Below are 21569 nucleotides of genomic sequence, written 5' to 3'. Positions count from 1 at the left end.
TTATTAATTCGTATGATCACTTCTCATCTCTATCAATTTATACATATTTATTAATAATATCCAAAATAAACCTCATGTAGTAAAATATAACTTAATTCATATAAAGGAGTTTACATATGTTCAGTGTTATTTGGATGCTTTTCACGCCACTTCTCTTACTATGCGGGATTGCTGGTGGTATTTTTTTAATAGTAACAGGAATTAAATATCGGAAATTACTCGTTGGTTTAATGGGGCTACTTAGCCTATCCTTTGTCACACTACCTTTTGTTTTTTTAAGTATAGGAATTAATATGGATACAATCTTCCCCATTCCAACTGCTCTTTACTGGACCCTATTTTCTTTAACTGGATTATTAGCTGGATTAAGTGGATTACAAGCAAAGATTAAAAGTATCCGTAATATGGGATTCATTATTTTTATCGCTGGTATATTAGGAGTTATCTTCTGGTTACTCATGACTGTGGGTGATTCATACTATATATAATATTTTTTGAAACTCACAAATCGGAGGTAACACAGAAGTGTTCGGAATATTAACTTGGATGATTTTAGCTCTTACTTTAATGGTATGCGAATTCATCGTTGGCATTTTTTTAATTATTTTTGGTATTAAATGTCGTAAATCACTTACCATTATAGCTGGTTTCATTAGCATATCGCTTATCGTTGTTCCTATCGTTTGTATAGGTTCTGGAATAGATTTAGAGGGGATGATTCCAATTTCAGGAACTTTATATTGGGGTCTCTTCTCTTTAGCTGGACTATTAGCTATTATAAGCGGCAGACAAATATCAAGTATTCGTGCTATGGGAACAATTTTGTTTATAACAGGGCTGTGCTCCGTAGCTGGTTACCAGCTTTTATATTTAACTGCATAAAGAACACAAAAAAGCAGGGAATTTAATTCCCTGCTTTTCTATTTGGTTTATTGCCTGATGGTAAGAAGAACGATAACACCCAAGCAATCCCTGCGAGTATCGTTGCAATTAAGAAGGCATCGTTAATACCGTTAATTGCAGATAGCTTTGAAATTTGTCCATATAATAGTTGTGTGCTCATCGCGTCTCCTGCTTGAGCTGATCCAGCTAAGGCCGCTAAACTTTGCCCCATGCCGTGTATTTTATCAACTAAAATTGGGTTTGATGTTGTTAACATGTTGCCGTAATCTGCTACGTGAGCAGTCGTTTGTTGCGTCATAAGTGTAATTAAAATCGCTGTTCCGATTGAACCCGCTACTTGTCTTGACGTATTTTGCGTTGCTGTACCGTGAGAAATTAATTTCATAGGCAGCGCGTTCATACCAGCCGTCATAATTGGCATCATAATGAATGACATACCAATTGAACGTATAATATAATCCGTCATAATAACGCTATACGGTGTATCCATCGATAATTTTGTAAATTCATATGTCGCATACGTCGTAATTGCCAATCCAATTATCGCTAATGGACGGATGCCATATTTATCGAATAATTTACCCGCTACTGGTCCCATGATCCCCATAATTAATGAACCTGGAAGAAGTAGTAAACCAGATTCAATTGGCGTAAAGCCACGAATGTTTTGCAGATATACTGGAAGCAATAACATACCTCCGAATAATGCCATCGTAACGATTGCGTTAATTACTAAAGTGAAAGTAAATACTGGATATTTAAATACTTGTAAATCAAGCATTTTATTGTCCGTTGTTAACTCTCTCCAAATAAATAACGCTAAACCAATTACACCAATGATAAGTGAAATAACAACTTCTGCACTAGTCCAACTATTATTTCCAGCCTCACTAAATCCGTACAGCAAACTTCCTAGCCCAATACTTGAACTAACAACACCAAATACATCTAATTTTGTTTTAGACACTGGCTGAGCTAGTGTAAAGAATTTTAAAGATAGGAACGTAATAATTAAACCGATAATAAACATCGCATAGAACATTAAGTTCCAGCTGTAATTTTCAATTACCCAACCTGTTACAGTCGGTCCGATAGCTGGAGCTAAAATCATCGCTACACCTAGTAACCCCATCGCTGCTCCGCGCTTATGAGGCGGGAATAATGTCATGAAGATATTCATACCAACCGGCATTAAAATACCCGCACCAACCGCTTGAATAACACGGCCCGTCATCATCATCGTAAAGTTTCCGGAAGTAGCACAAATGATAGATCCTACCGTAAAGAATAACATTGCTGCTACGAATAATTTACGATACGTAAATCGTGAAACTAAAAAGGCACTAATCGGTACTAAAATACCATTTACAAGCATGAAGCCTGTAATTAACCATTGTGCTGTTGAAGTTGATACGTTAAATTCATTCATTAACGGAGGTAATGCAACGTTAATAATTGTTTGGTTTAAAATAGAAACGAACATGCCGAGAATTAATACAGCTACAACTGCTTTTACGTTCACATTCTCTACAGGCGTAGAAATTTGTTTTTTCTGCACTTCTTTTTCTTGTTTTACTTCTTCTTGCTTTCCTGTTTCTAACTCAACTACATTAGAAATTTCCGATTCTTGCTTTCGTTCAATTTCTTTCTCTTCTGTTTCAACTTTACTTATTTCTATTTTACTTACGGCTGGGACTTGTTCTTCTCCCATTTTCGTTTTTTTCTTTCGTAAAAGACGATTTACAAGGAAGAAGACGATTATACAAAATAGTGCATATCCTGCAATTACAATTGAGGACATCTCATCTCCCCCTTACTTATGAATACGAACTGTCACATTCATGCCAGGAACAATATTTACTGATTTGCTATGATCTAAAGAAATTTTAACTGGTACTACTTGTGTTACTTTCGTATAGTTCGCTGTTGCGTTGCTTGATGGCAACATAGAGAATGTATTCGCTGTTGTTAAGCCAACTTGTTCTACTTTTCCTGTTAACGTTGTATCTGGGTATGCATCTACATACACATCTACATCTTGACCTTTTTGAACATCATCAACATCTGTTTCTTCAATGTTTGCTGTTACCCATAAATTGTTCATATCGAATGCGTAAGCAATCGGGCTACCAGCTCCAACGAAAGCATTTGTTGTTGCGTTTGATTGTACAACCGTTGCATTTTGTGGAATTGTTACATCTACTGTTTGTTCTCCATTAGCTGCCGCTACAGTAACAGTACCTAGTTTATCGTTCTCATTATAATTTTTTCCTACTTCAGCTTTCCAGTCAGTTAGTTTACCTGCTACTGGTGAAGCAACCGGAATTACCTTCCCATCAATCTTTGCATTGTCTGTTTTTAAGTAATTTTCCGTTTGGTTGTAATAGTAATAACCGCCAATACCGCCGCCAACTAGTACAATTAATGTGATAATGTTGATAATTACCATTCTTCGAAACTGATTCATTGCATTCCTCTCCTTATATCGCATATAATTTTTTTCTAAACTATTTATGTCCTTATTGTTTAGATTGTTTAATTGTTAATTATATTAACCTTTTAACAAAAAAATCACACCATCTGCAGCGTAAATCGAAATTTATCTACCTGCGAGCGGTGCTGATTTCTGAAGGACTATCGTTTATAATTATAAATAATTATTTTGAATCTACAACCGACAATTTATGTATGAAATGTCGGTTAAACAACAATATAATACCAATATGTTGTTTAAGTATAGAAAATTAAACGAGGGGAAATAAAAATGTCTATTAAAAATACAAATGATCCACGTGTAAAACGGACGAGACAACTCATACAGGATGCTTTTGTCGCTTTAGTAGGCGAAAAAGGTTTTGAAAATGTAACTGTTCAACATATTGCAGAACGCGCTCCTGTAAACCGCGCTACATTTTATAGCCATTACCACGATAAATATGACTTACTAGACAAAAGCATTGAAGAAATGTTAGAAAAGCTAACTGAAGTAATTAAACCAAGAAATAGAAATAAAGAAGATTTCCAACTAACATTTGATTCGCCACATCCAAGTTTTCTGGCCTTGTTCGAACATATTGCAGAAAACACTAACTTCTATAACGTCATGCTTGGTGATAAAGCGGCCGGAAACTATACGTATAAGATGATGAAAGCAATTCAAACGCATTTAACATTAAGCCTCTCTATTTCACAACCTAACGATGAAAAACTAATGGTTCCACGCGATATTCTCATTAGTTATGTTACTGGTGCCCATCTAGGGATGATTATGTCATGGCTAAAAAGAGGGATGATATATACCCCCCATTTTATGGCGATGCAATTAACTCGTTTAATTATTTTAGGCGCTCATACTGCAGCAGGATTAGAACGGCCTTTTTAAAACATAAAAAAGCGAAGGAGAATCTCCTTCGCTTTTTCTATTAATTAAATGTAATGTTATGTACAGCCTCTTTATCAAGACGTTTAATAACTTCTACAATTAACTTTACTGCATTTTCATAATCATCACGGTGTAACATTGCCGCATGAGAATGGATATAGCGCGTTGCAATTGTAATTGCCATAGAAGGAATACCATTTACAGCAATGTGAATCGCACCCGCATCCGTTCCTCCGCCCGCTACTGAATCATATTGATACGGGATTTGTAATTCATCAGCAACATCAACTACGAAATCACGTAAACCTGTATGTCCAATAACAGAAGCATCATATAAAATGATTTGTGGTCCATCGCCCATTTTACTTTGCGCTTCTTTTGACGTTACACCCGGTGTATCTCCAGCGATACCAACATCTACTGCGAACGCGATATCTGGTTTAATATAATTCGCAGATGTTTTTGCGCCACGAAGACCAACTTCTTCTTGTACAGTTCCAACGCCGTATACAACGTTTGGATGCTTTTCATCTTTTAATTGTTTTAATACGTCAATTGCAATTGCACAACCGATTCGGTTATCCCATGCTTTTGCAAGTAACATTTTTTCATTCTTCATCACTTGGAATTCAAAGTAAGGTACAACTTGATCTCCTGGTCGTACGCCCCACTCCATTGCTTCTTCTTGGCTAGAAGCACCGATATCGATGAACATGTCTTTAATTTCAACTGGCTTTTTACGAGCTTCTGGAGGTAAAATGTGCGGTGGTTTTGAACCAATTACACCTGTTACATCTCCTTTACGCGTTACAATCGTCACGCGTTGCGCAAGCATAACTTGTGACCACCAGCCACCAACCGTTTGGAAGCGAAGGAAACCTTTGTCATCGATTTGTGTAATCATAAATCCAACTTCATCCAAATGACCTGCAACCATAATTTTCGGGCCGTTTTCTTCCCCTACTTTTTTTGCAACTAAACTCCCTAAGTTATCAGTAGAAAGTTCGTCCGCAAACGGCTCGATATATTTCTTCATTACTTCACGTGGTTCACGTTCGTTACCAGCAATACCACGTGCATCCGTTAATTCTTTTAGCATTGTCAATGTCGCGTCTAATTTTGTCATTGCCAACACCCTCCTTTTTCTTCAGTCAATTCATTATACAATAATTAAATTGAAATATTCAAAAATTAAATTAGTATCCTTGTGTTTGACGCTGATGATTTACTTCATTTTTATCTAAATATGCTTTTTCAATCTCTTCTTGCTCAAATTCAAGTGCTTGTCCAAGTCGAAGATAGCTCGTAAATAATTCAATATAGTTTGTAATAGATGGTTGATCTGTAAAACGAATTACTTTCGCATATGTGTCTAAGAAAATTTCCACTTGTGTTTTATTCGTTTGTGCACATTTATAGAATAGGAAGTTTTTATCAATACCTAAATCAATTCCGATTGATAAAATAAAATGCAAACCATCTACGTACTCTTCTAATATCACTTCACGCTCCGAAGCTGGTTTGTTGCTCCAATATTTAAAACAACGTGTTTCATTTGCAAGTTCTCCAATTTCTACAAGAAGAGCTAACATTTTTTCTTTTAACAATTTTTTCGGTTGTAAGTCATGTTCTTTTGCAATACGGTCATCTAATTCTTTTTGTAATTTAAATAGTTGTAGTAAGTCCATTCTATTGTCCTCCTCCAACATCGCATTTTACGCAACAATGTTGTTTCATCTCAAAGTTCATTATTATGTTTCAGTTCTTATGAATAAGTCAGCTATCTACCTCTTTATAAAATAGCTTGTCCTTAATTTACAAATACGTTTCAGTCATCGCTCTTAAATTGTTCATCTGATGAAAGTTCCATATCATCTTTCCATTATAGCAGTGTCGTTTCGGCTAGGAAAGATACTCTTCTTTCCAAAAGAGCAGAATTAAAAAAAGCCAGGAGTATTCTCCTGACTTCATATGTATATTCTTCTATACTGCTATAACTTTTATATTGATTTTGTCATATTGATAACGACATAGTCGTTAATCTTTAGAATTTCTTTCACTTCTAACTTCTATTTGAATACAAATAAAAAACCTTAGAAGAAAATTCTTCTAAGGTTTCAACTAATTAATTAGTTAATGTTGTTTTTTGCAACTGTTGCTAATTCAGCGAAAGCTTTTTCGTCATGAACAGCTAAGTCAGCAAGCATCTTGCGGTTAACTTCGATGCCAGCATTTTTAAGACCGTGCATTAAGCGGCTGTAAGAAAGACCATTCATACGAGCTGCTGCGTTGATACGTGTAATCCATAATTTACGGAAGTCACGTTTCTTTTGACGGCGGTCACGGAATGCATACATTAGAGATTTCATAACCTGTTGGTTAGCAACCTTGAATAATGTATTTTTTGAACCGTAGTAACCTTTTGCTAATTTAATTACTTTTTTACGACGTTGACGAGTAACTGTACCACCTTTTACTCTTGGCATAATATTACCTCCTAATTGTTCTATATATCAGCCGAACTTATTTTAAGTTGTCAAGCATTTGACGAATGCGTTTGAAGTCACCAGCGCTTACTACACCAGCTTTACGTAGTTTACGTTTAGCTTTTGTAGATTTGTTAGCGAATAAATGGCTTGTGTAAGCGTGAGAACGTTTCAGTTTACCTGATCCAGTCTTTTTGAAACGCTTTGCAGCGCCGCGATGAGTTTTTTGTTTAGGCATAGGTATTTCCTCCTCTATCTATTACTTATCGTTTTTCGGTGCTAAAACTAAGAACATACTGCGTCCTTCCATTTTAGGCTTAGATTCAACTGTACTAACTTCAGCACAAGCTTCTGAGAAGCGATCTAAAACACGTTGACCGATTTCTTTATGAGTAATGGCACGTCCTTTAAAGCGAATTGACGCTTTAACCTTGTCGCCTTTCTCTAAAAACTTGATAGCATTACGAAGTTTTGTGTTAAAGTCGTGTTCATCAATTGTTGGACTTAAACGAACTTCTTTCATGCTAATTACTTTTTGATTTTTGCGCTGCTCTTTTTCTTTCTTCTGTTGCTCAAAGCGGAATTTACCGTAGTCCATAATGCGGCATACTGGCGGTTTCGCATTTGGAGCAACTAATACTAAATCAAGATTAAGATTTGCAGCTAAGTCTAAAGCGTCATTACGAGACTTGATTCCAAGTTGATCGCCATTTGCGCCAACTAAACGTACTTCACGTGCACGAATTTGCTCGTTAATCATCATATCCTTGCTAATAGTAAGCCACCTCCAAGGTTTTCTCAGAACATATTTTGTAGTCATAGAACCCGAACAAAAAAAGTGCGGGCATACGACACCCACACTTGTAAAATCTTAAGTAAGAAATACATTTACCTGTTAACTGCGAATGCGTCCATCAGGTGAGAAGCGGGTGCTTCTACTTGTTCCACAAAACAATATTCTATTATCCTTGATGAGTTTATCATAGGACATGACGTCTGTCAAGAAGACGCGATGTGTTTTACTAACAACAAGAAATATTGTAACAAACAACTAACATACTTGCAATACTTTTTTATGATAAGTGTTACATGGTTATTTTTTCTAATTTCTCTCGAGTATATTACATAAAAAAGCCGCGGTATACCGCGGCTTTTTCTTATCGTTTTCCTTCTACTTTAATCATGTCAACAAAAGCATCTAATGCGATTGTTTCTGATTTTTGTTCACCATATTTACGTACGTTTACGCCGTTTTCAGTTACTTCATTGTCACCTACTACAAGCATGTACGGAATTTTTTGCATTTGTGCTTCACGGATTTTGTAACCGATCTTCTCTTCACGAGTGTCTAATTCAACACGGATACCAGCACGACGCAATTCGTCTTGTACTTTCTTCGCATAGTCTAAATGTACTTGCGGAGAAACTGGAATTACTTGTACTTGAACTGGAGCTAACCATGTTGGGAATGCACCTTTGTATTCTTCAATTAAGAAGGCAACAAAACGTTCCATAGTTGATACAACACCACGGTGAATTACAACTGGACGATGTTGTTTACCGTCTTCACCAACGTATGATAATTCAAAGCGTTCTGGAAGTAAGAAGTCTAATTGTACAGTTGAAAGTGTTTCGTCTTTTCCAAGAGCAGTACGAACTTGAACATCAAGTTTTGGACCGTAGAATGCCGCTTCACCTTCAGCTTCATAGTAATCAAGACCCATTTCATCCATAGCTTCTTTTAACATACCTTGTGCTTTTTCCCACATCTCATCATCCGCATAATACTTTTTAGTATCTGCTGGGTCGCGGTAAGATAGACGGAATGAGTAGTTCTCTAAACCGAAATCTTTGTACACTTCTAGAGTTAAGTTTACAACACGTTTTAACTCTTCTTTAATTTGATCTGGACGAACGAAAATGTGCGCATCGTTTAAAGTCATTCCGCGTACACGTTGTAATCCAGATAACGCACCTGACATTTCATAACGGTGCATTGTTCCAAGTTCTGCAATACGGATTGGTAATTCACGGTAGCTGTGAATATCATTTTTATAAACCATCATATGATGAGGACAGTTCATTGGACGAAGAACTAATTCTTCGTTATCCATTTCCATTGATGGGAACATGCCATCACGGTAGTGGTTCCAGTGACCAGAAGTTTCATAAAGCTCTCTGCTCCCTAGTACTGGAGTATATACGTGATCATAGCCTAAGCTTGCTTCTTTATCAACGATGTAACGCTCGATAATGCGGCGGATTGTTGCACCTTTTGGTAACCAAAGTGGTAAACCTTGTCCTACTTTTTGGCTATTAGTAAATAGTTTTAATTCTTTACCTAATTTACGGTGATCGCGCTCTTTCGCTTCTTCAAGCATACGTAAGTGCTCATCTAATTCTGCTTTCTTAACGAATGCAGTACCGTAAATACGTTGTAGCATTTTATTATTGCTATCGCCGCGCCAGTAAGCACCTGCAACGCTTAATAATTTAAACACTTTAATTTTCCCTGTAGATGGAAGGTGAACACCACGACAAAGGTCGAAGAATTCGCCTTGCTCATAGATTGAAATAACTGCATCTTCTGGAAGATCGTTAATTAAATCTAATTTTAACTCATCGCCGATTTCTTCAAAGCGACGAATTGCTTCTGCACGTGGTACTTCATGACGAACGATTTCTAAGTTCTCGTTCACGATTTTTTGCATTTCTTTTTCGATTTTCTTGAAGTCTTCAACTGTAATTGCTTCTTCCATATCAATATCGTAGTAGAAGCCATTTTCAATTACTGGACCAATGCCAAGCTCAACCTTAACATCTTTATATAAACGTTTTAACGCTTGTGCTAAAAGGTGGGCTGTTGAATGGCGTAAAATATATAGGCCATCTTCAGAATCTAATGTAATGATAGAAACTGCACCATCTTCTTCGATTGGTGTAACAAGATCGATCATCTCATCGTTTAATTTTCCAGCTACAGCTTTTTTCTTTAAGCCTGGGCTAATAGAAGCTGCGATTTCTTCAGTTGTTACGCCTTTTGGAAACTCCTTCACAGCTCCATCAGGGAAAGTAATTTTAACTACATCTGCCATCACTGGTCACTCCTCTTTTTCTCAAAATAAAAAACACTCATCCCGTAAAAAGGGACGAGTGTTGAATTCGTGGTTCCACCCTTGTTCCAATTAACATAATTGTTAATTGCTCAAGTTCAACATAACGGTGTTGTCCGTTAGCAATTACTAGAAAAACCGTTCACTGCTAAAGTTTAGAGGTGGTAAGTAATAATCCCGTACTAGGAAGCTCACACCCTAAGGCTTCCCTCTCTGAAAATCGTAGAAAACTACTCATGTCCTCATCATGACATTTCAATATATTTCATTTATGTAGGTAATTATATGCTCAAAAACTTAGAAAATCAAGGGCGTTACCTTTATTTTTTAAATTTTTCACATTGCGCTCAAAATCATGTAATCCATGTAATTGGACCCGTTCTTGGAACACATTTCGCAAAGTAATAATCATATTATGGTCTTGTTCTTTCGTATATAAATAAATCTTTTTAGGCGAAATAGAAAGAAGCGGCGCAATTACTTTCGTATCAATATATACATCATTTTGCTTTAATAATTCCTCATCTATATATTGGACCAACTTCTCCTGTTTTAAACGTCTACCTTTATCATCATAAAAGATAAAGCTTTCATCAAAAATAAGATGCACGCAAGACAAACGTGATTTACGGCTACTTACTTGTTGCCGAAGCGTCTCAATGAACATTTGGTATTCTTGCTCCATCTTATATTCATCAATTGCCACTTCCGCAAGTTTAGCCACCATTTCCCTATATGTACGAAGACGAAAACGGATATATGATGAAAACGAGAATGAGAGCGGATCACAAAGCCAATTATTTAAAGAAGACTTAATATATGACTCAAATGCGTTACGCGTTAAATCCTGAGCTACACCTTTTCTTCTTCCCTTTAAAATCTCATGTGCCATGTGCAATATTTGATGACACTCTTCTTGTTCTTCATAAAAAAACTTTTCTTTTAAAATCGTATAAATCCACTCATTTTGTTTCACATTCACAATGAAATACACCATTACTGGCAATAAGATTTTTTCAATATAATTCGATTCACGTACTGGTATGTGAATCACCACTTTTTGTTCCTGTAAATACACACTCGTTTCCTTATATAACACTTCCGCTCTTTTCAGCAATTGTCTATATACGTGCATAGCATCATTTTTTTCTTCGAAGCAAATTTCAATCACTTTTGTCCCCCCTTTTATCCCCGCTCTAAAGGACTGTATCTATACGTTACAAATCCTATAAGAGTCCGTCCCGCGTGAATTTCACTCTTAGTAGAATCACATTTCCTATCGTTAGAAAATCCACTCAATATGGCTTGCTAATTTTATATATATTAAGGGAGGGAGAAAAAAATGATACAAGCTACTATGAATTTTTATTGTATACTTTACTTATCAATAAAAGGGGGTATCTGAATGTTTGAATATAAATTCGTAAAAGTCGAATTACATTGGGGGTTCACTCGCTCAAAACCAGCTGAAGACTACCAAGAAATTATTCAAGAACATGCTAGAGATGGCTGGAGGTTCGTACAGATTGTTGCCCCTACGTTTGGCAGTTCTGGACAACCTGAATATTTCGATCTCATATTCGAAAAGAAAATATCACTATAATACAAAAAAAGAGCAAGCTGAGAAGCTTACTCTTTTACTTATGACGACGGTTTTTCCCACCAATTGGAATTGGTTTCGCTAAATATTTAATTCTTTCCATAATACGTGCTGCTTTCATTTCTTCAGCCTCACCACGCTGCGTATACGTTAAATGGTGTTCCAGTTGTTTAAAATCAAAATTAGACGTAAAGAACGTCGGTAAGTTTTCTAACATACGGAATTGCAAGATTGCACCAAGCACATCGTCACGCACAAAGCTTGACATCGCTTCTGCCCCGATATCGTCTAACATTAAAACTTGTACGCGTTTAACCGCATCAATCTTTTCACCAATCGAATTATCTTGAATTGAACTTTTAATTTCACGTAAAAATTCCGGGAAGTATACGAGCATCGAACTTATTTTCTTTCGAGCAAGCTCGTTCGCTATTGCTCCTAAAAGGTACGTTTTTCCTACACCAAATTTACCGTACAAATATAAACCTTGTGCTTTTTTACCTGGTTCATATGTACTTAAAAATTCATTCGCTGCACCAATTGCATCGATACGTGCATTTAAATCAGAAGGGTCTAAGTTTTCCATAGTTGCCTGCAAAATATCCGTTGGCATATATACACTTTGAACGAGTTTTTCATATTTCTTTCTCTCGTCATGCGCTACTTTTCTAACGCAGCGATCGTATTGAATATCAATCATCTTCCCTTGAATAACAAGCTTTGGCTCATAACCTTGTAGCATATTTTTACATGAACCTAAATCCGGACAATCCACGCAACCTACACTTTGTCCAATATATTCATATAACTTCACAAGACTGCGCTCAATCATAGAAGTCGTTACTTCACCCTTATGTTCGTCTATAAATTCTTTCACACGCGGATGCGCCATTACTTCTGCCTTTAGTACTTCATATCTATTTTTAAAGTTTTCATTTTCCATTAATTTTGCAAATGAATTTTGAATATGCTCCATTTTCTCACCTCAAAGAGCGTTCATTCTCTTCTATTAATCACGCTTATATTTTTTTAACACTTCTTCTAGTCGTTTTCTTTCATCTTCTAGCGTACTTGCATCTTTTTCTACACTTGTATCTTTCTTCTCTGTTTCTTTCTCTTGTTCTTTCGGCTCTTCTTCCTTAAGCCAATCTGGCACCATTTCTTTCCGCACCGTTTTCTTCGCCGTACGGCCTTTTTTCTTCGTCTCAGCCCACTCTTGATATTGACGGTTCTCTTCTTTCGCTAACGCCATCGCGTCCGCTACTGTACCGACCTTTTTACGTGCCCAATGCCCAGCAATCTTCTCGACATACGTTTTCGCAAGTTTCATATCTGAGCGTAGCATAACGTAATAAATAAGTACATTCACAACTCCTGGTGTCAATTTTTGATTAATCATGACATCTTCAACGATCTGCAAGTCCGCTTTCGTTGCCTCTGCACCACCAGAAATCTCTTTCAATAGTTGTTTTGGCGAGATTTCCTCTAGCTGCTTTATTAACATCTCCTCTTGCGATGAAGGCTCTTTCTCTTTCATCGTACGTGCAGCATGAGGCTGTACTCTTTCACTTAATACCGGTAATGCTTGACCATTTTCAAATTGATACCAATCGCGCGCTCCTTTTCTAAGCCTTTCCGTATCAATTGTTTGCATCTCTGTCACTGCACCAAGAACGATATTTTGCATCGATAACACATCTACACCATACACGTAAGCAAGTGTTATAACGCAGTCTCTCACTTGATCTGTAATCGCCTTTTTAGGAACAAGAGCGGACAATCCATCTACAAATAAAGAGAAATCAAAGAAATCATTCCAAACTTTCGGAGCGTCTCCCTTCTCGTTACTTGGCATAGTTGTCGTTTTTGGAATACGAAGGTCTTCTTGCGCATGCTCAAGCTGTCCTGGATTAAACGAACCAAACACATCATTGAAAGAACGCGTAACATTTTCATAAGAAGCAAAATCAAATTCTTCTTCTAAGAAATATTGCTTTACTTGATTATATTTTGTCCGGCTCAATCGATTGTATAAAAAGATACTTAAAACAATATCATCAAAAAACTGCTTCGGAGATAAAGGTGGTTGCAACTCATATATGAACATTCGAATATCTTTTTCTTTCTTAATATATACCTTCAATAGCCCAATTGCCTCTAACTTTACTCGTTCCTCATATATTTCAGGAAGTTGCATTTGCATAGTCACCATAAGGGAATGATGCGTATTCTCTTTTCCAAATACACGATCTTGCTCTAGCTCTCCCCATAGTGTCATGTATAAGCTAAAAGCTCTACTACCTATTAACGGCTGATACAACATCGTTAACACTTTTCGGTCGTAATTGTGCAGTAGCCCTTTCGCACTTACTTTATAACGATCAATCGGCAATAGCTCCATCCATGACTGTTTTTCCATTCTTGCTTTTCCTTTCTCTCATCCAATCTATCCTCTACTTCATTCGTTCTATCTTCATTATATAAATTCTTAGTGAAAAAGAGCTATTAGCTTGCGCTTCTAGCTCTCTTATCCTATTACTTACGGTATGTAAAGAGAATAAAATACAACTTCTACTCTCTTTCTTTTTGCAGTATATCTTTTAATTCTTCAATAAATACATTTAAATCTTTAAATTGACGATATACAGAAGCAAAACGTACGTAAGCAACATCATCAATATCGCGAAGTTCTTCCATGACAATTTCACCAATCATATCACTTTTCACTTCTGATATACCTAAATTACGCAGTTCACGTTCCACGCTTTGTGTTACTTCTTCTAATTGTCTTAAAGATACTGGTCTTTTTTCACACGCTTTAATTAAACCACGTAAAATCTTTTCTTTATTAAACTCTTCTCGTGTGCCTTCTTTTTTTACAACGATAAGAGGTGACTCTTCTACCCTTTCAAAGGTCGTAAAGCGACTTAAGCAGCTTTCACACTCTCTCCTTCTTCGAATAGAGCGCCCCTCGTCTACCGGACGCGAATCTAACACTCTTGTACCATTATGAGAACAGGATGGACAACGCAATACATTCACTCCTTTACACTATACTCTTTATTTTTCTCTACTCACTTCACCTAAAATATATATACAATATTATATAACTCATTCTAACTCTCTTACCACTTTAAGTTTCAGCGCATCACTTTATCATCTCATCCTTAAAAATAAGATGGTATATAGAGCACTACCTCATTTGCAAGAATCCAATTTATTCAACTAACGAGTACGTTATATTTTTCCTTTTTTATAAACTAAAAAAGAGGTGCATTATACACCTCTTTACATTTTAAATCAATTATGTTCTTTTTTAAAGAGCTTTTGTTTCTCTCTGCTTAATTTCGAAGCTACCAGTTCCTCGAGGAAGCTCGATGCTCTCACGCGTTTTCGCGTTTAAACCTTCTGCAATATATTCTGCAGCAACATTTGGATCAATACGATCCCCACAAGTATAAACATCAATACTTGCGTAACCGTGCTCCGGAAAGCTATGAATTGTTAAATGTGATTCCGAGATAATTACTACTCCACTTACACCTTGTGGTGCAAATTTATGGAAAGCAACCTCACGCACTTCAGCACCAGCTTTTAGTGCTGCATCCACAAATAATTGTTCAATATACGGCATGTCATTCAGTTTGTCGAAATCGCAATCCCAAAGTTCAGCAATCACGTGACGACCCATCGTATCCATAGTATCCATTCTACAGTTCCCCCTTGTAAATTTATTCTAACTGTTCGAATTGAAAACTAATTTGCAATTTGGCTTGCTCCACTACCACGGGGGAAAGTTAGTCCAGAGAGGTCCTAACCCTTTAAGTAGTGACTACGTACCTCAGCTCTTAAGTTTACGAGTGTTAGTATACTTTGTTTATTTTCATTTTGCAACAACAGTTTTTTCGATTTTCTGTCATATTTTCCTCTTTACTTTTCCCTAAAAAAAATAAACGATTCACAAATGCAGTAATCACAACGCTTCGTGGTATGTCCACTTTTTTAAATATACTTATATAATTTTTTTCCTTTTCAGAAAAAATTAAAAAAAGAGGGCAAATGTTGCCTTGCCCTCTCCTCCCTTATTCACTTAAATGTGTTGCACATTTTCTTGTTTCGCTAACTCTTCAACAACTAACGTTACAAGATCTACAACACGACGAGAGTAGCCCCACTCGTTATCATACCAAGCAAGTACTTTCACTTTACGATCACCCATTACCATTGTAGATAAACCATCAATAATAGCTGAGTGTGTATTTGTATTAAAGTCGATAGATACTAAAGGCTCTTCGCTGAATTCTACAATACCTTTTAACGCACCGTTTGCAACAGTTTTGAATGCATCGTTAATGGCTTCAACTGTCACATCGCGTTTTACATCTACTACTAAATCAACAAGAGACACGTTTGGTGTTGGTACACGAAGTGCCATACCATGAAGTTTTCCGTTTAAATGTGGAAGAACTTTTGCTAGCGCTTTCGCAGCACCTGTCGTTGTCGGAATGATTGATTGTCCGCAAGCACGTGCTCTTCTTAAATCTTTATGTGGGTTATCAATATTTTTTTGGTCATTTGTATAGGCGTGAACTGTCGTCATTAAACCGTTTTCAATTCCAAACTGCTCATCTAACACCTTCACAACAGGCGCTAAACAGTTTGTTGTACAAGATGCATTTGAAATAACAGTATGTTTTGTAATATCTAATTGGTCTTCGTTCACACCAACTACAATTGTTACATCTTCATTTTTACCAGGCGCTGTTAAAATTACTTTTTTCGCTCCAGCTTCAACGTGAAGAATTGCTTTTTCTTTTGAATTAAATTTACCAGTTGCTTCAATTACAACTTCAACACCTAAATCTGTCCAAGGCAATTCCTTTGGATCGCGGTTGTTTAAAAGGCGAATCATTTTTCCATCAACTAATAAGTGATCTTCAAATGCTTCTACTGTTCCGTCAAACTTGCCATGAACTGTATCATATTTAATTAAGTGTGCTAACGTTTCAGATGGATAGCTTGCATTGATTGCTACAATTTCGAATGCGCTTTCTTTTATTGCTTGACGAAATACCATTCTCCCAATACGTCCAAATCCATTAATTGCCACACGAGTCATAATATGTTATCCCCCTTGAATGCGTTATACTATTTATCTCCAATCCCAATAATAGTATAACACAAAAAGGGGATATGTCACTAAGCATTTTCATTAATTTCACAATTTTTTAGTCAATAATGTTCCACTTCTTTAAAATTACCTGCAATTGTGTTTTCGTTCCCATAATTGTGCCATCATTATTTATCACTTCATCTGCATTTTTCACTTTTTCTTCTAACGGCATTTGAGATTGAATACGAGCTGTTGCTTCTTCTTCTGAAAAGTTATTTCGTTTCATTAAACGTTCTAATTGCGTATGCGGCTTAACCGCTACAACTAAAATGCGGTCAACGAGACTTGTTAATTTGCTTTCAAATAAGAGAGGAATATCTAACACAACCGCTTGCATACCTTCTTTTATGTACATTTCCTTTTGCCTATTCATTTCCTCACGCACTGCAGGATGAACAATTTTATTTAACTGCAATCGTTTTTCTTCATTATAGAAAACGACACTTCCTAGTTTTGGACGATCTAGTTCTCCATCTTCTTGTAACACTTCCGTTCCAAATACTTCTACTATTTTGTTATATGCTGGTTTTCCTCGCTCTACAACTTCTCGTGCAATAATATCTGCATCAATAACTGGTATGCTCAGTTCACGAAACATTTGAGACACTGTACTTTTTCCACTTGCAATGCCTCCTGTTAATCCAATTACTACTGTCATCATAATCCTCCTCATAATAAAAGGCGCGAAACTAATGTTCCACGCCCATACTTACATTTTCCAAATTCCAATAATAATGAGTAATACTCCAGGCAGGAATGTAAATTTTTGTAACCACTTCATATTCGATAAAACCGTTCCAAGTTTCATTCCAATAAATAAAAACAAAGAACTCATAATTGCAACTAATATCGCCATCATAGCGGGTGCATACCCTAATAAAGATGCACCAATTCCGGCACCAAATGAGTCTACAGAAAGAGCGATACCAAGAAGCAATGCTTCTCCTGCAGAAATGGTGCCTGATTTATCAAAATCTGCTACAGTCGGTTTCCGTAAAATTTGAATCACTAGCCCTAGTGAGGCAATCTCTAATTTCCAGACCTTCTCCTCTTGCTTCGGTTCTTCTTTTTTCTCACTTCGAAAAAATTGATATAATACCCAAATCCCTATTCCAATAAGAACAAGCCCACCGATACGCGTTGCGATAACAGGTGAAAATACTTTCGCGATCATATGTCCAATTCCCATTGAAACAAGCATAACAGCCGCTGAACACATTCCGATAATTATAATTGATCTTAGTGGAATTCTTACGCTTCTTAAACCATATGTTAGCCCTACACTACAGCTATCCAAGCTTAATGTAAAAGCTAATAAAATAAGAGATAAATAAAGGTACATCGGTAAGCTCCTCCCTTATACATAGCTCTGCTGTATGTATATGACAAATGCCTATCCGATGTTATCTCTTTTCTATATTCTAGGCTGACAAATTGGGCAGTAATGCGTTCCTCGCCCGCCAACAACTGTTTTTTCTAATATCGTGCCACAAGTTACGCACGGCTCTCCTTTTTTCCCATATACATTTAGGAGTTCTTGGAAAGAACCAATTTGCCCTTGTGAGTTGATATACGTCCGAATTGTACTTCCGCCACGCTTTACTGCTTCGCCTAGCGTTGTAACGGTAGCCTCATAAATTCGCTCAATTTCTTCTACTGTTAAAGACGAAGCTTCTCGTTCCGGATGAATTTGAGAACGGAATAAAACTTCATCTACATATATATTTCCAAGCCCTACTAAAAGACGCTGATCCAGTAGCACAACTTTTATTTTACGATTTGTCTTTTGTAATCTTTCTTGTAAATACTGCGGTGTCATTTCAGCATCAAATGGCTCCGGACCTAAGTCCGCAAGAGGCATTTGGTTCATTTCTTCACCTTTCTTAAAGAGATGCATCGTACCAAACTTTCTCACATCTTTATAATGTAATTCCGTTCCATCTGTAAATAAGAAACGGACGTGCGTATGTTTATCAATCGGCTCATCCTCTTGATGTAGTAAAAACTTACCTTCCATACGCAAATGTGAAACAATAACATAATTCGTTACATATAAAAGCAAAAACTTTCCTCTTCGCTTTATATTTTCAATCTTCTCGCCTTTTAGCATTTCTTTAAAGATTTCTGCATCATCCGGTCGTTTCACTATTTTTGGATAAGTAACAATAACATCTTCAATCGTTTTTCCTGTTACAAGATTTTCAAGTGTCCGTCTGACGTTTTCAACCTCTGGTAATTCAGGCATTTCATCACTTCCTTATTTTGCGTCGTACCAAGTTGGACCGTAAGAATAATCAACTTTCAGCGGAACTGCAAGTTCAATTGCATGCTCCATTACTTCAGGTACAAGCTTCTCTAATTTTTCAATTTCTTCTTTTGGCGCTTCAAATATCAATTCATCGTGTACTTGCAGAAGAAGACGTGCTTGTAATCCTTCTTCTTCTAAACGATCCGCCATAATAATCATCGCTTTTTTAATAATATCTGCGGCAGTACCTTGAATTGGTGTATTCATCGCTGTACGCTCAGCGAAGCTACGTAAATTGAAATTACGACTCGTAATTTCTGGAATATAACGGCGACGATTTAATAATGTAGCCACATATCCTTTTTGTTTCGCATCTTTTACGATGTCCTCCATGTATTCTTGTACACCAGGGAAACTTTCTAAATACTTTTCAATAAATTCCGCTGCTGCTTTTCTTGTAATTCCTAAGTTTTGTGAAAGACCATAATCACTAATACCATATACAATTCCGAAGTTAACAGCTTTCGCTTGTCGTCTCATATTTGAAGTTACTTCATCTTTTTTAACGCCAAATACATCCATAGCTGTTTTCGTATGAATATCCATATCATGTTGGAATGCTTCAACTAGCCCTTTATCATTTGCAATATGAGCTAATACACGCAGTTCGATTTGTGAGTAATCAGCCGCATACATAATCCATCCTTCTTCTGACGGAACAAATGCCTGACGAATCTTTCTTCCTTCTTCTAATCGAATCGGGATATTTTGCAAGTTCGGATCCGTTGAACTTAATCGACCTGTTTGCGTTAACACTTGATTAAAGCGAGTATGAATTTTAGATGAATCTTCATGTACAACTTTCAATAAACCTTCAATGTAAGTTGAATTTAGTTTCCCTAATTGACGATAATGTAAAATATTTGGAATAATTTCATGGTGATTCATAAGCTTATCTAGTACATCAGCTGACGTAGAATAACCTGTTTTCGTCTTTTTAATAACCGGCAAGTTTAAGTTCTCAAACAGAATAACACCAAGCTGCTTCGGTGAATTAATATTAAATTCTGTTCCCGCAAGCTTATAAATTTCCTGTTCCATTTCCTTTAATCTACCCGCAAGTTCTTCTCCCATATTACGAAGACGCTCTGTATCAACTTTTACACCCTTTACTTCCATATCAGCTAATACACGTGCAAGCGGCAATTCTAACTCTGTAAACAGTTCATATTGCTCATTCTTCTTTAACTCTTCAACGAATGTTTGCTTTACATCATATAATACATGCACTTTACGAGCCACATGCTCCGCTACTACCTCTAACTTTGGAACAGCACGCTTCGCACCTTTTCCGTAAACTTCTTCATCAGATTTCACAGCATGCGTTTCTTTCATTTTCGCTACAGTACGGAAGTCTTTATCCGTATCAGCTGGATCAAGTAAATAAGCAGCGATTAATAGATCAAAGTCAATCCCTTGCATATCTATCCCATTCCATTTCAGTGCAACGATTGCACGCTTCGCATCAAATGTATGCTTTCTCATTTCTCCATCTGCAAGCCACTCTTTAAAAGCATCTGACTTAAGAGCAATGTCTGTCTGAATAAAGTAACATCCATTTTCATTTTGAATACCGAAACCTTGAATGTCTGCTTTATGATAGTTATCTTCTTGTACTTCAACGATAAGCGCACTATCTTGCTGAAGCATTTCTTCTGTAACTTCTTCCACAATATCAAATGTAATATCATCTAATTCAGCTGGAGCAGTTTCTTCTGGCGTAACGCCTAATTTATTTAAAAGGGATGTAAATCCTAAACTCTCGAACATTGGAATGACATCACTTGCTTCATATCCTTTATACGCCATATCATCCACATGAACTGTAATCGGCGCATCTGTAATAATAGTTGCAAGATCCTTACTCATAAGAGCTTGTTCTTTATTTTCTTCCAGTTTTTCTTTTAATTTCTTCCCACTTACTTGATCTATATTTTCATACACCGCTTCAACCGTTCCAAACTGTGTTAACAATTTAATTGCCGTTTTTTCACCAACTCCTGGTACACCCGGTATATTATCTGACTGGTCTCCCATTAAACCTTTCATATCGATAATTTGCTTTGGTGATAAGCTGTATTTTTCAAATAAAGCTTCTTTCGTATATTCATCCACTTCTGTAATCCCTTTTCGCGGAATACATACAAGCGTGTTATCAGAAACAAGTTGAAGTAAATCTTTATCTCCTGAAATAACTTTTACACTTGCCCCTTGCTCACTCGCTTCTTTCGCTAACGTTCCCATGATGTCATCCGCTTCATAATTTTCTAATTCATAACGCGGTACATTGAACGCATCCAGCATCTCACGAATAAACGGGAACTGCTCTGATAATTCAGGTGGAGTCTTTTGACGCCCTCCTTTATACTCACTATACGTTTTATGACGGAACGTTGTTTTGCCTGCATCAAACGCCACTAACATATGAGTTGGCTTTTCTTCCTCTAATATTCTCATTAACATCATTGTAAAACCGTAAATTGCGTTCGTATGTATACCTTTGTCGTTATTTAAAAGCGGTAGTGCAAAGAATGCACGATACGCGATATTATTACCATCTACTAATACGACCTTTTTTTCCAAAATCGAAACCTCCCCATACAA

The 21569-nt window shown here is 36.6% G+C and carries 22 protein-coding genes and 2 other annotated features; of the genes, 4 read left to right on the top strand and 18 right to left on the bottom strand.

Features of this window, described 5'->3' with window-relative positions; all coding sequences use genetic code 11:
• The first annotated feature begins 116 nt into the window (after positions 1-116).
• Both ACQGSG_RS00825 and ACQGSG_RS00820 read left to right on the top strand, forming a co-directional pair.
• Positions 117-488, top strand: coding sequence for a DNA-binding protein (locus ACQGSG_RS00825; RefSeq protein WP_070179522.1), 372 nt, complete (start codon positions 117-119; stop codon positions 486-488).
• Between the two features lie 37 nt (positions 489-525).
• Positions 526-882 (top strand): ammonia permease, encoded by a 357-nt coding sequence (locus tag ACQGSG_RS00820; RefSeq protein ID WP_065222750.1) that lies wholly within the window; start codon positions 526-528, stop codon positions 880-882.
• A gap of 22 nt (positions 883-904) precedes the next feature.
• On the opposite strand, the gene ACQGSG_RS00815 is transcribed toward ACQGSG_RS00820, so the two are convergent.
• A complete protein-coding gene (locus ACQGSG_RS00815; RefSeq protein WP_000095274.1) occupies positions 905-2704 on the bottom strand; it encodes a DHA2 family efflux MFS transporter permease subunit in 1800 nt (599 codons plus the stop codon).
• A gap of 12 nt (positions 2705-2716) precedes the next feature.
• Positions 2717-3370 (bottom strand): HlyD family secretion protein, encoded by a 654-nt coding sequence (locus ACQGSG_RS00810; RefSeq protein WP_001071419.1) that lies wholly within the window; start codon positions 3368-3370, stop codon positions 2717-2719.
• Between the two features lie 297 nt (positions 3371-3667).
• Between ACQGSG_RS00810 and ACQGSG_RS00805 the strand changes: the two genes are divergently transcribed.
• Entirely contained in the window at positions 3668-4285 is a 618-nt protein-coding gene (locus ACQGSG_RS00805; RefSeq protein ID WP_000023672.1) for a TetR/AcrR family transcriptional regulator, read from the top strand.
• A 40-nt stretch (positions 4286-4325) separates the two neighbouring features.
• On the opposite strand, the gene ACQGSG_RS00800 is transcribed toward ACQGSG_RS00805, so the two are convergent.
• The 7 genes from ACQGSG_RS00800 to ytxC form a co-directional block, all read right to left on the bottom strand.
• Positions 4326-5411 carry a M42 family metallopeptidase gene (locus tag ACQGSG_RS00800; protein ID WP_000163555.1) on the bottom strand — a complete coding sequence of 362 codons (1086 nt, stop codon included), beginning with the start codon at positions 5409-5411 and terminating at the stop codon, positions 4326-4328.
• A 70-nt stretch (positions 5412-5481) separates the two neighbouring features.
• Positions 5482-5973 (bottom strand): dUTP diphosphatase, encoded by a 492-nt coding sequence (locus ACQGSG_RS00795; protein ID WP_000365050.1) that lies wholly within the window; start codon positions 5971-5973, stop codon positions 5482-5484.
• Between the two features lie 441 nt (positions 5974-6414).
• A complete protein-coding gene (rplT, locus tag ACQGSG_RS00790; protein WP_001138362.1) occupies positions 6415-6771 on the bottom strand; it encodes a 50S ribosomal protein L20 in 357 nt (118 codons plus the stop codon).
• 37 nt (positions 6772-6808) lie between these two features.
• A complete protein-coding gene (rpmI, locus tag ACQGSG_RS00785; RefSeq protein WP_001125945.1) occupies positions 6809-7009 on the bottom strand; it encodes a 50S ribosomal protein L35 in 201 nt (66 codons plus the stop codon).
• Between the two features lie 21 nt (positions 7010-7030).
• Positions 7031-7534 carry a translation initiation factor IF-3 gene (gene infC / locus ACQGSG_RS00780; RefSeq protein WP_000973215.1) on the bottom strand — a complete coding sequence of 168 codons (504 nt, stop codon included), beginning with the start codon at positions 7532-7534 and terminating at the stop codon, positions 7031-7033.
• Between the two features lie 63 nt (positions 7535-7597).
• Positions 7598-7718 (bottom strand) — a sequence feature (ribosomal protein L20 leader region).
• 210 nt (positions 7719-7928) lie between these two features.
• Positions 7929-9866, bottom strand: a complete 1938-nt coding sequence (gene thrS / locus ACQGSG_RS00775) for a threonine--tRNA ligase (protein ID WP_000786083.1) — start codon at positions 9864-9866, stop codon at positions 7929-7931.
• A gap of 47 nt (positions 9867-9913) precedes the next feature.
• Positions 9914-10142, bottom strand: a binding site (T-box leader).
• 31 nt (positions 10143-10173) lie between these two features.
• Positions 10174-11055 carry a putative sporulation protein YtxC gene (gene ytxC, locus ACQGSG_RS00770; RefSeq protein WP_000569629.1) on the bottom strand — a complete coding sequence of 294 codons (882 nt, stop codon included), beginning with the start codon at positions 11053-11055 and terminating at the stop codon, positions 10174-10176.
• A gap of 234 nt (positions 11056-11289) precedes the next feature.
• Between ytxC and ACQGSG_RS00765 the strand changes: the two genes are divergently transcribed.
• On the top strand, positions 11290-11487 hold the full coding sequence (locus ACQGSG_RS00765; RefSeq protein ID WP_000464456.1) for a DUF4177 domain-containing protein: 198 nt from the start codon (positions 11290-11292) through the stop codon (positions 11485-11487).
• 34 nt (positions 11488-11521) lie between these two features.
• Here the strand turns inward: ACQGSG_RS00765 and dnaI are convergent, their stop codons facing one another.
• From dnaI to polA, 9 genes are all read right to left on the bottom strand, one after another.
• Entirely contained in the window at positions 11522-12460 is a 939-nt protein-coding gene (dnaI, locus tag ACQGSG_RS00760) for a primosomal protein DnaI (RefSeq protein WP_000400104.1), read from the bottom strand.
• A gap of 33 nt (positions 12461-12493) precedes the next feature.
• Positions 12494-13903 carry a replication initiation and membrane attachment family protein gene (locus ACQGSG_RS00755; RefSeq protein WP_000415029.1) on the bottom strand — a complete coding sequence of 470 codons (1410 nt, stop codon included), beginning with the start codon at positions 13901-13903 and terminating at the stop codon, positions 12494-12496.
• A gap of 152 nt (positions 13904-14055) precedes the next feature.
• Positions 14056-14517 (bottom strand): transcriptional regulator NrdR, encoded by a 462-nt coding sequence (gene nrdR, locus ACQGSG_RS00750; RefSeq protein WP_001203687.1) that lies wholly within the window; start codon positions 14515-14517, stop codon positions 14056-14058.
• A 283-nt stretch (positions 14518-14800) separates the two neighbouring features.
• The gene (speD, locus tag ACQGSG_RS00745; protein WP_098413228.1) at positions 14801-15184 is read right to left on the bottom strand and encodes an adenosylmethionine decarboxylase; all 384 of its coding nucleotides are present in this window, start codon (positions 15182-15184) and stop codon (positions 14801-14803) included.
• A 390-nt stretch (positions 15185-15574) separates the two neighbouring features.
• On the bottom strand, positions 15575-16603 hold the full coding sequence (locus ACQGSG_RS00740) for a glyceraldehyde-3-phosphate dehydrogenase (protein WP_000198974.1): 1029 nt from the start codon (positions 16601-16603) through the stop codon (positions 15575-15577).
• A 109-nt stretch (positions 16604-16712) separates the two neighbouring features.
• Complete coding sequence (gene coaE / locus ACQGSG_RS00735) at positions 16713-17315, bottom strand: dephospho-CoA kinase (RefSeq protein WP_000219315.1); 603 nt, start codon at positions 17313-17315, stop codon at positions 16713-16715.
• Positions 17316-17366: 51 nt separating this feature from the next.
• Complete coding sequence (gene ytaF, locus ACQGSG_RS00730; protein ID WP_000281743.1) at positions 17367-17999, bottom strand: sporulation membrane protein YtaF; 633 nt, start codon at positions 17997-17999, stop codon at positions 17367-17369.
• A gap of 72 nt (positions 18000-18071) precedes the next feature.
• On the bottom strand, positions 18072-18902 hold the full coding sequence (mutM, locus tag ACQGSG_RS00725; protein WP_001114478.1) for a DNA-formamidopyrimidine glycosylase: 831 nt from the start codon (positions 18900-18902) through the stop codon (positions 18072-18074).
• Between the two features lie 12 nt (positions 18903-18914).
• Positions 18915-21548 carry a DNA polymerase I gene (gene polA / locus ACQGSG_RS00720; protein ID WP_000412804.1) on the bottom strand — a complete coding sequence of 878 codons (2634 nt, stop codon included), beginning with the start codon at positions 21546-21548 and terminating at the stop codon, positions 18915-18917.
• Positions 21549-21569 lie beyond the last annotated feature (21 nt).

Source organism: Bacillus sp. GMa5/1 (assembly GCF_050172015.1).
In the GTDB taxonomy this organism is placed as follows: domain Bacteria; phylum Bacillota; class Bacilli; order Bacillales; family Bacillaceae_G; genus Bacillus_A; species Bacillus_A cereus.
Note: the sequence above shows the minus strand (reverse complement) of the source record. Positions and strands in the feature narration are given on the sequence as shown.

Coding starts and splice junctions, on each gene's coding strand:
- coaE (WP_000219315.1), bottom strand. CDS start 17,315: ATGACAGTAGTAATTGGATTAACAGGAGGCATTGCAAGTGGAAAAAGT.
- speD (WP_098413228.1), bottom strand. CDS start 15,184: ATGGATACGATGGGTCGTCACGTGATTGCTGAACTTTGGGATTGCGAT.
- ACQGSG_RS00805 (WP_000023672.1), top strand. CDS start 3,668: ATGTCTATTAAAAATACAAATGATCCACGTGTAAAACGGACGAGACAA.
- mutM (WP_001114478.1), bottom strand. CDS start 18,902: ATGCCTGAATTACCAGAGGTTGAAAACGTCAGACGGACACTTGAAAAT.
- rplT (WP_001138362.1), bottom strand. CDS start 6,771: ATGCCAAGAGTAAAAGGTGGTACAGTTACTCGTCAACGTCGTAAAAAA.
- ACQGSG_RS00795 (WP_000365050.1), bottom strand. CDS start 5,973: ATGGACTTACTACAACTATTTAAATTACAAAAAGAATTAGATGACCGT.
- ytaF (WP_000281743.1), bottom strand. CDS start 17,999: ATGTACCTTTATTTATCTCTTATTTTATTAGCTTTTACATTAAGCTTG.
- thrS (WP_000786083.1), bottom strand. CDS start 9,866: ATGGCAGATGTAGTTAAAATTACTTTCCCTGATGGAGCTGTGAAGGAG.
- rpmI (WP_001125945.1), bottom strand. CDS start 7,009: ATGCCTAAACAAAAAACTCATCGCGGCGCTGCAAAGCGTTTCAAAAAG.
- ACQGSG_RS00800 (WP_000163555.1), bottom strand. CDS start 5,411: ATGACAAAATTAGACGCGACATTGACAATGCTAAAAGAATTAACGGAT.
- ACQGSG_RS00765 (WP_000464456.1), top strand. CDS start 11,290: ATGTTTGAATATAAATTCGTAAAAGTCGAATTACATTGGGGGTTCACT.
- dnaI (WP_000400104.1), bottom strand. CDS start 12,460: ATGGAGCATATTCAAAATTCATTTGCAAAATTAATGGAAAATGAAAAC.
- ACQGSG_RS00825 (WP_070179522.1), top strand. CDS start 117: ATGTTCAGTGTTATTTGGATGCTTTTCACGCCACTTCTCTTACTATGC.
- infC (WP_000973215.1), bottom strand. CDS start 7,534: ATGATGATTAACGAGCAAATTCGTGCACGTGAAGTACGTTTAGTTGGC.
- ACQGSG_RS00740 (WP_000198974.1), bottom strand. CDS start 16,603: ATGACTCGTGTGGCAATTAATGGATTTGGACGTATTGGGAGAATGGTA.
- ACQGSG_RS00755 (WP_000415029.1), bottom strand. CDS start 13,903: ATGGAAAAACAGTCATGGATGGAGCTATTGCCGATTGATCGTTATAAA.
- ACQGSG_RS00810 (WP_001071419.1), bottom strand. CDS start 3,370: ATGAATCAGTTTCGAAGAATGGTAATTATCAACATTATCACATTAATT.
- ACQGSG_RS00815 (WP_000095274.1), bottom strand. CDS start 2,704: ATGTCCTCAATTGTAATTGCAGGATATGCACTATTTTGTATAATCGTC.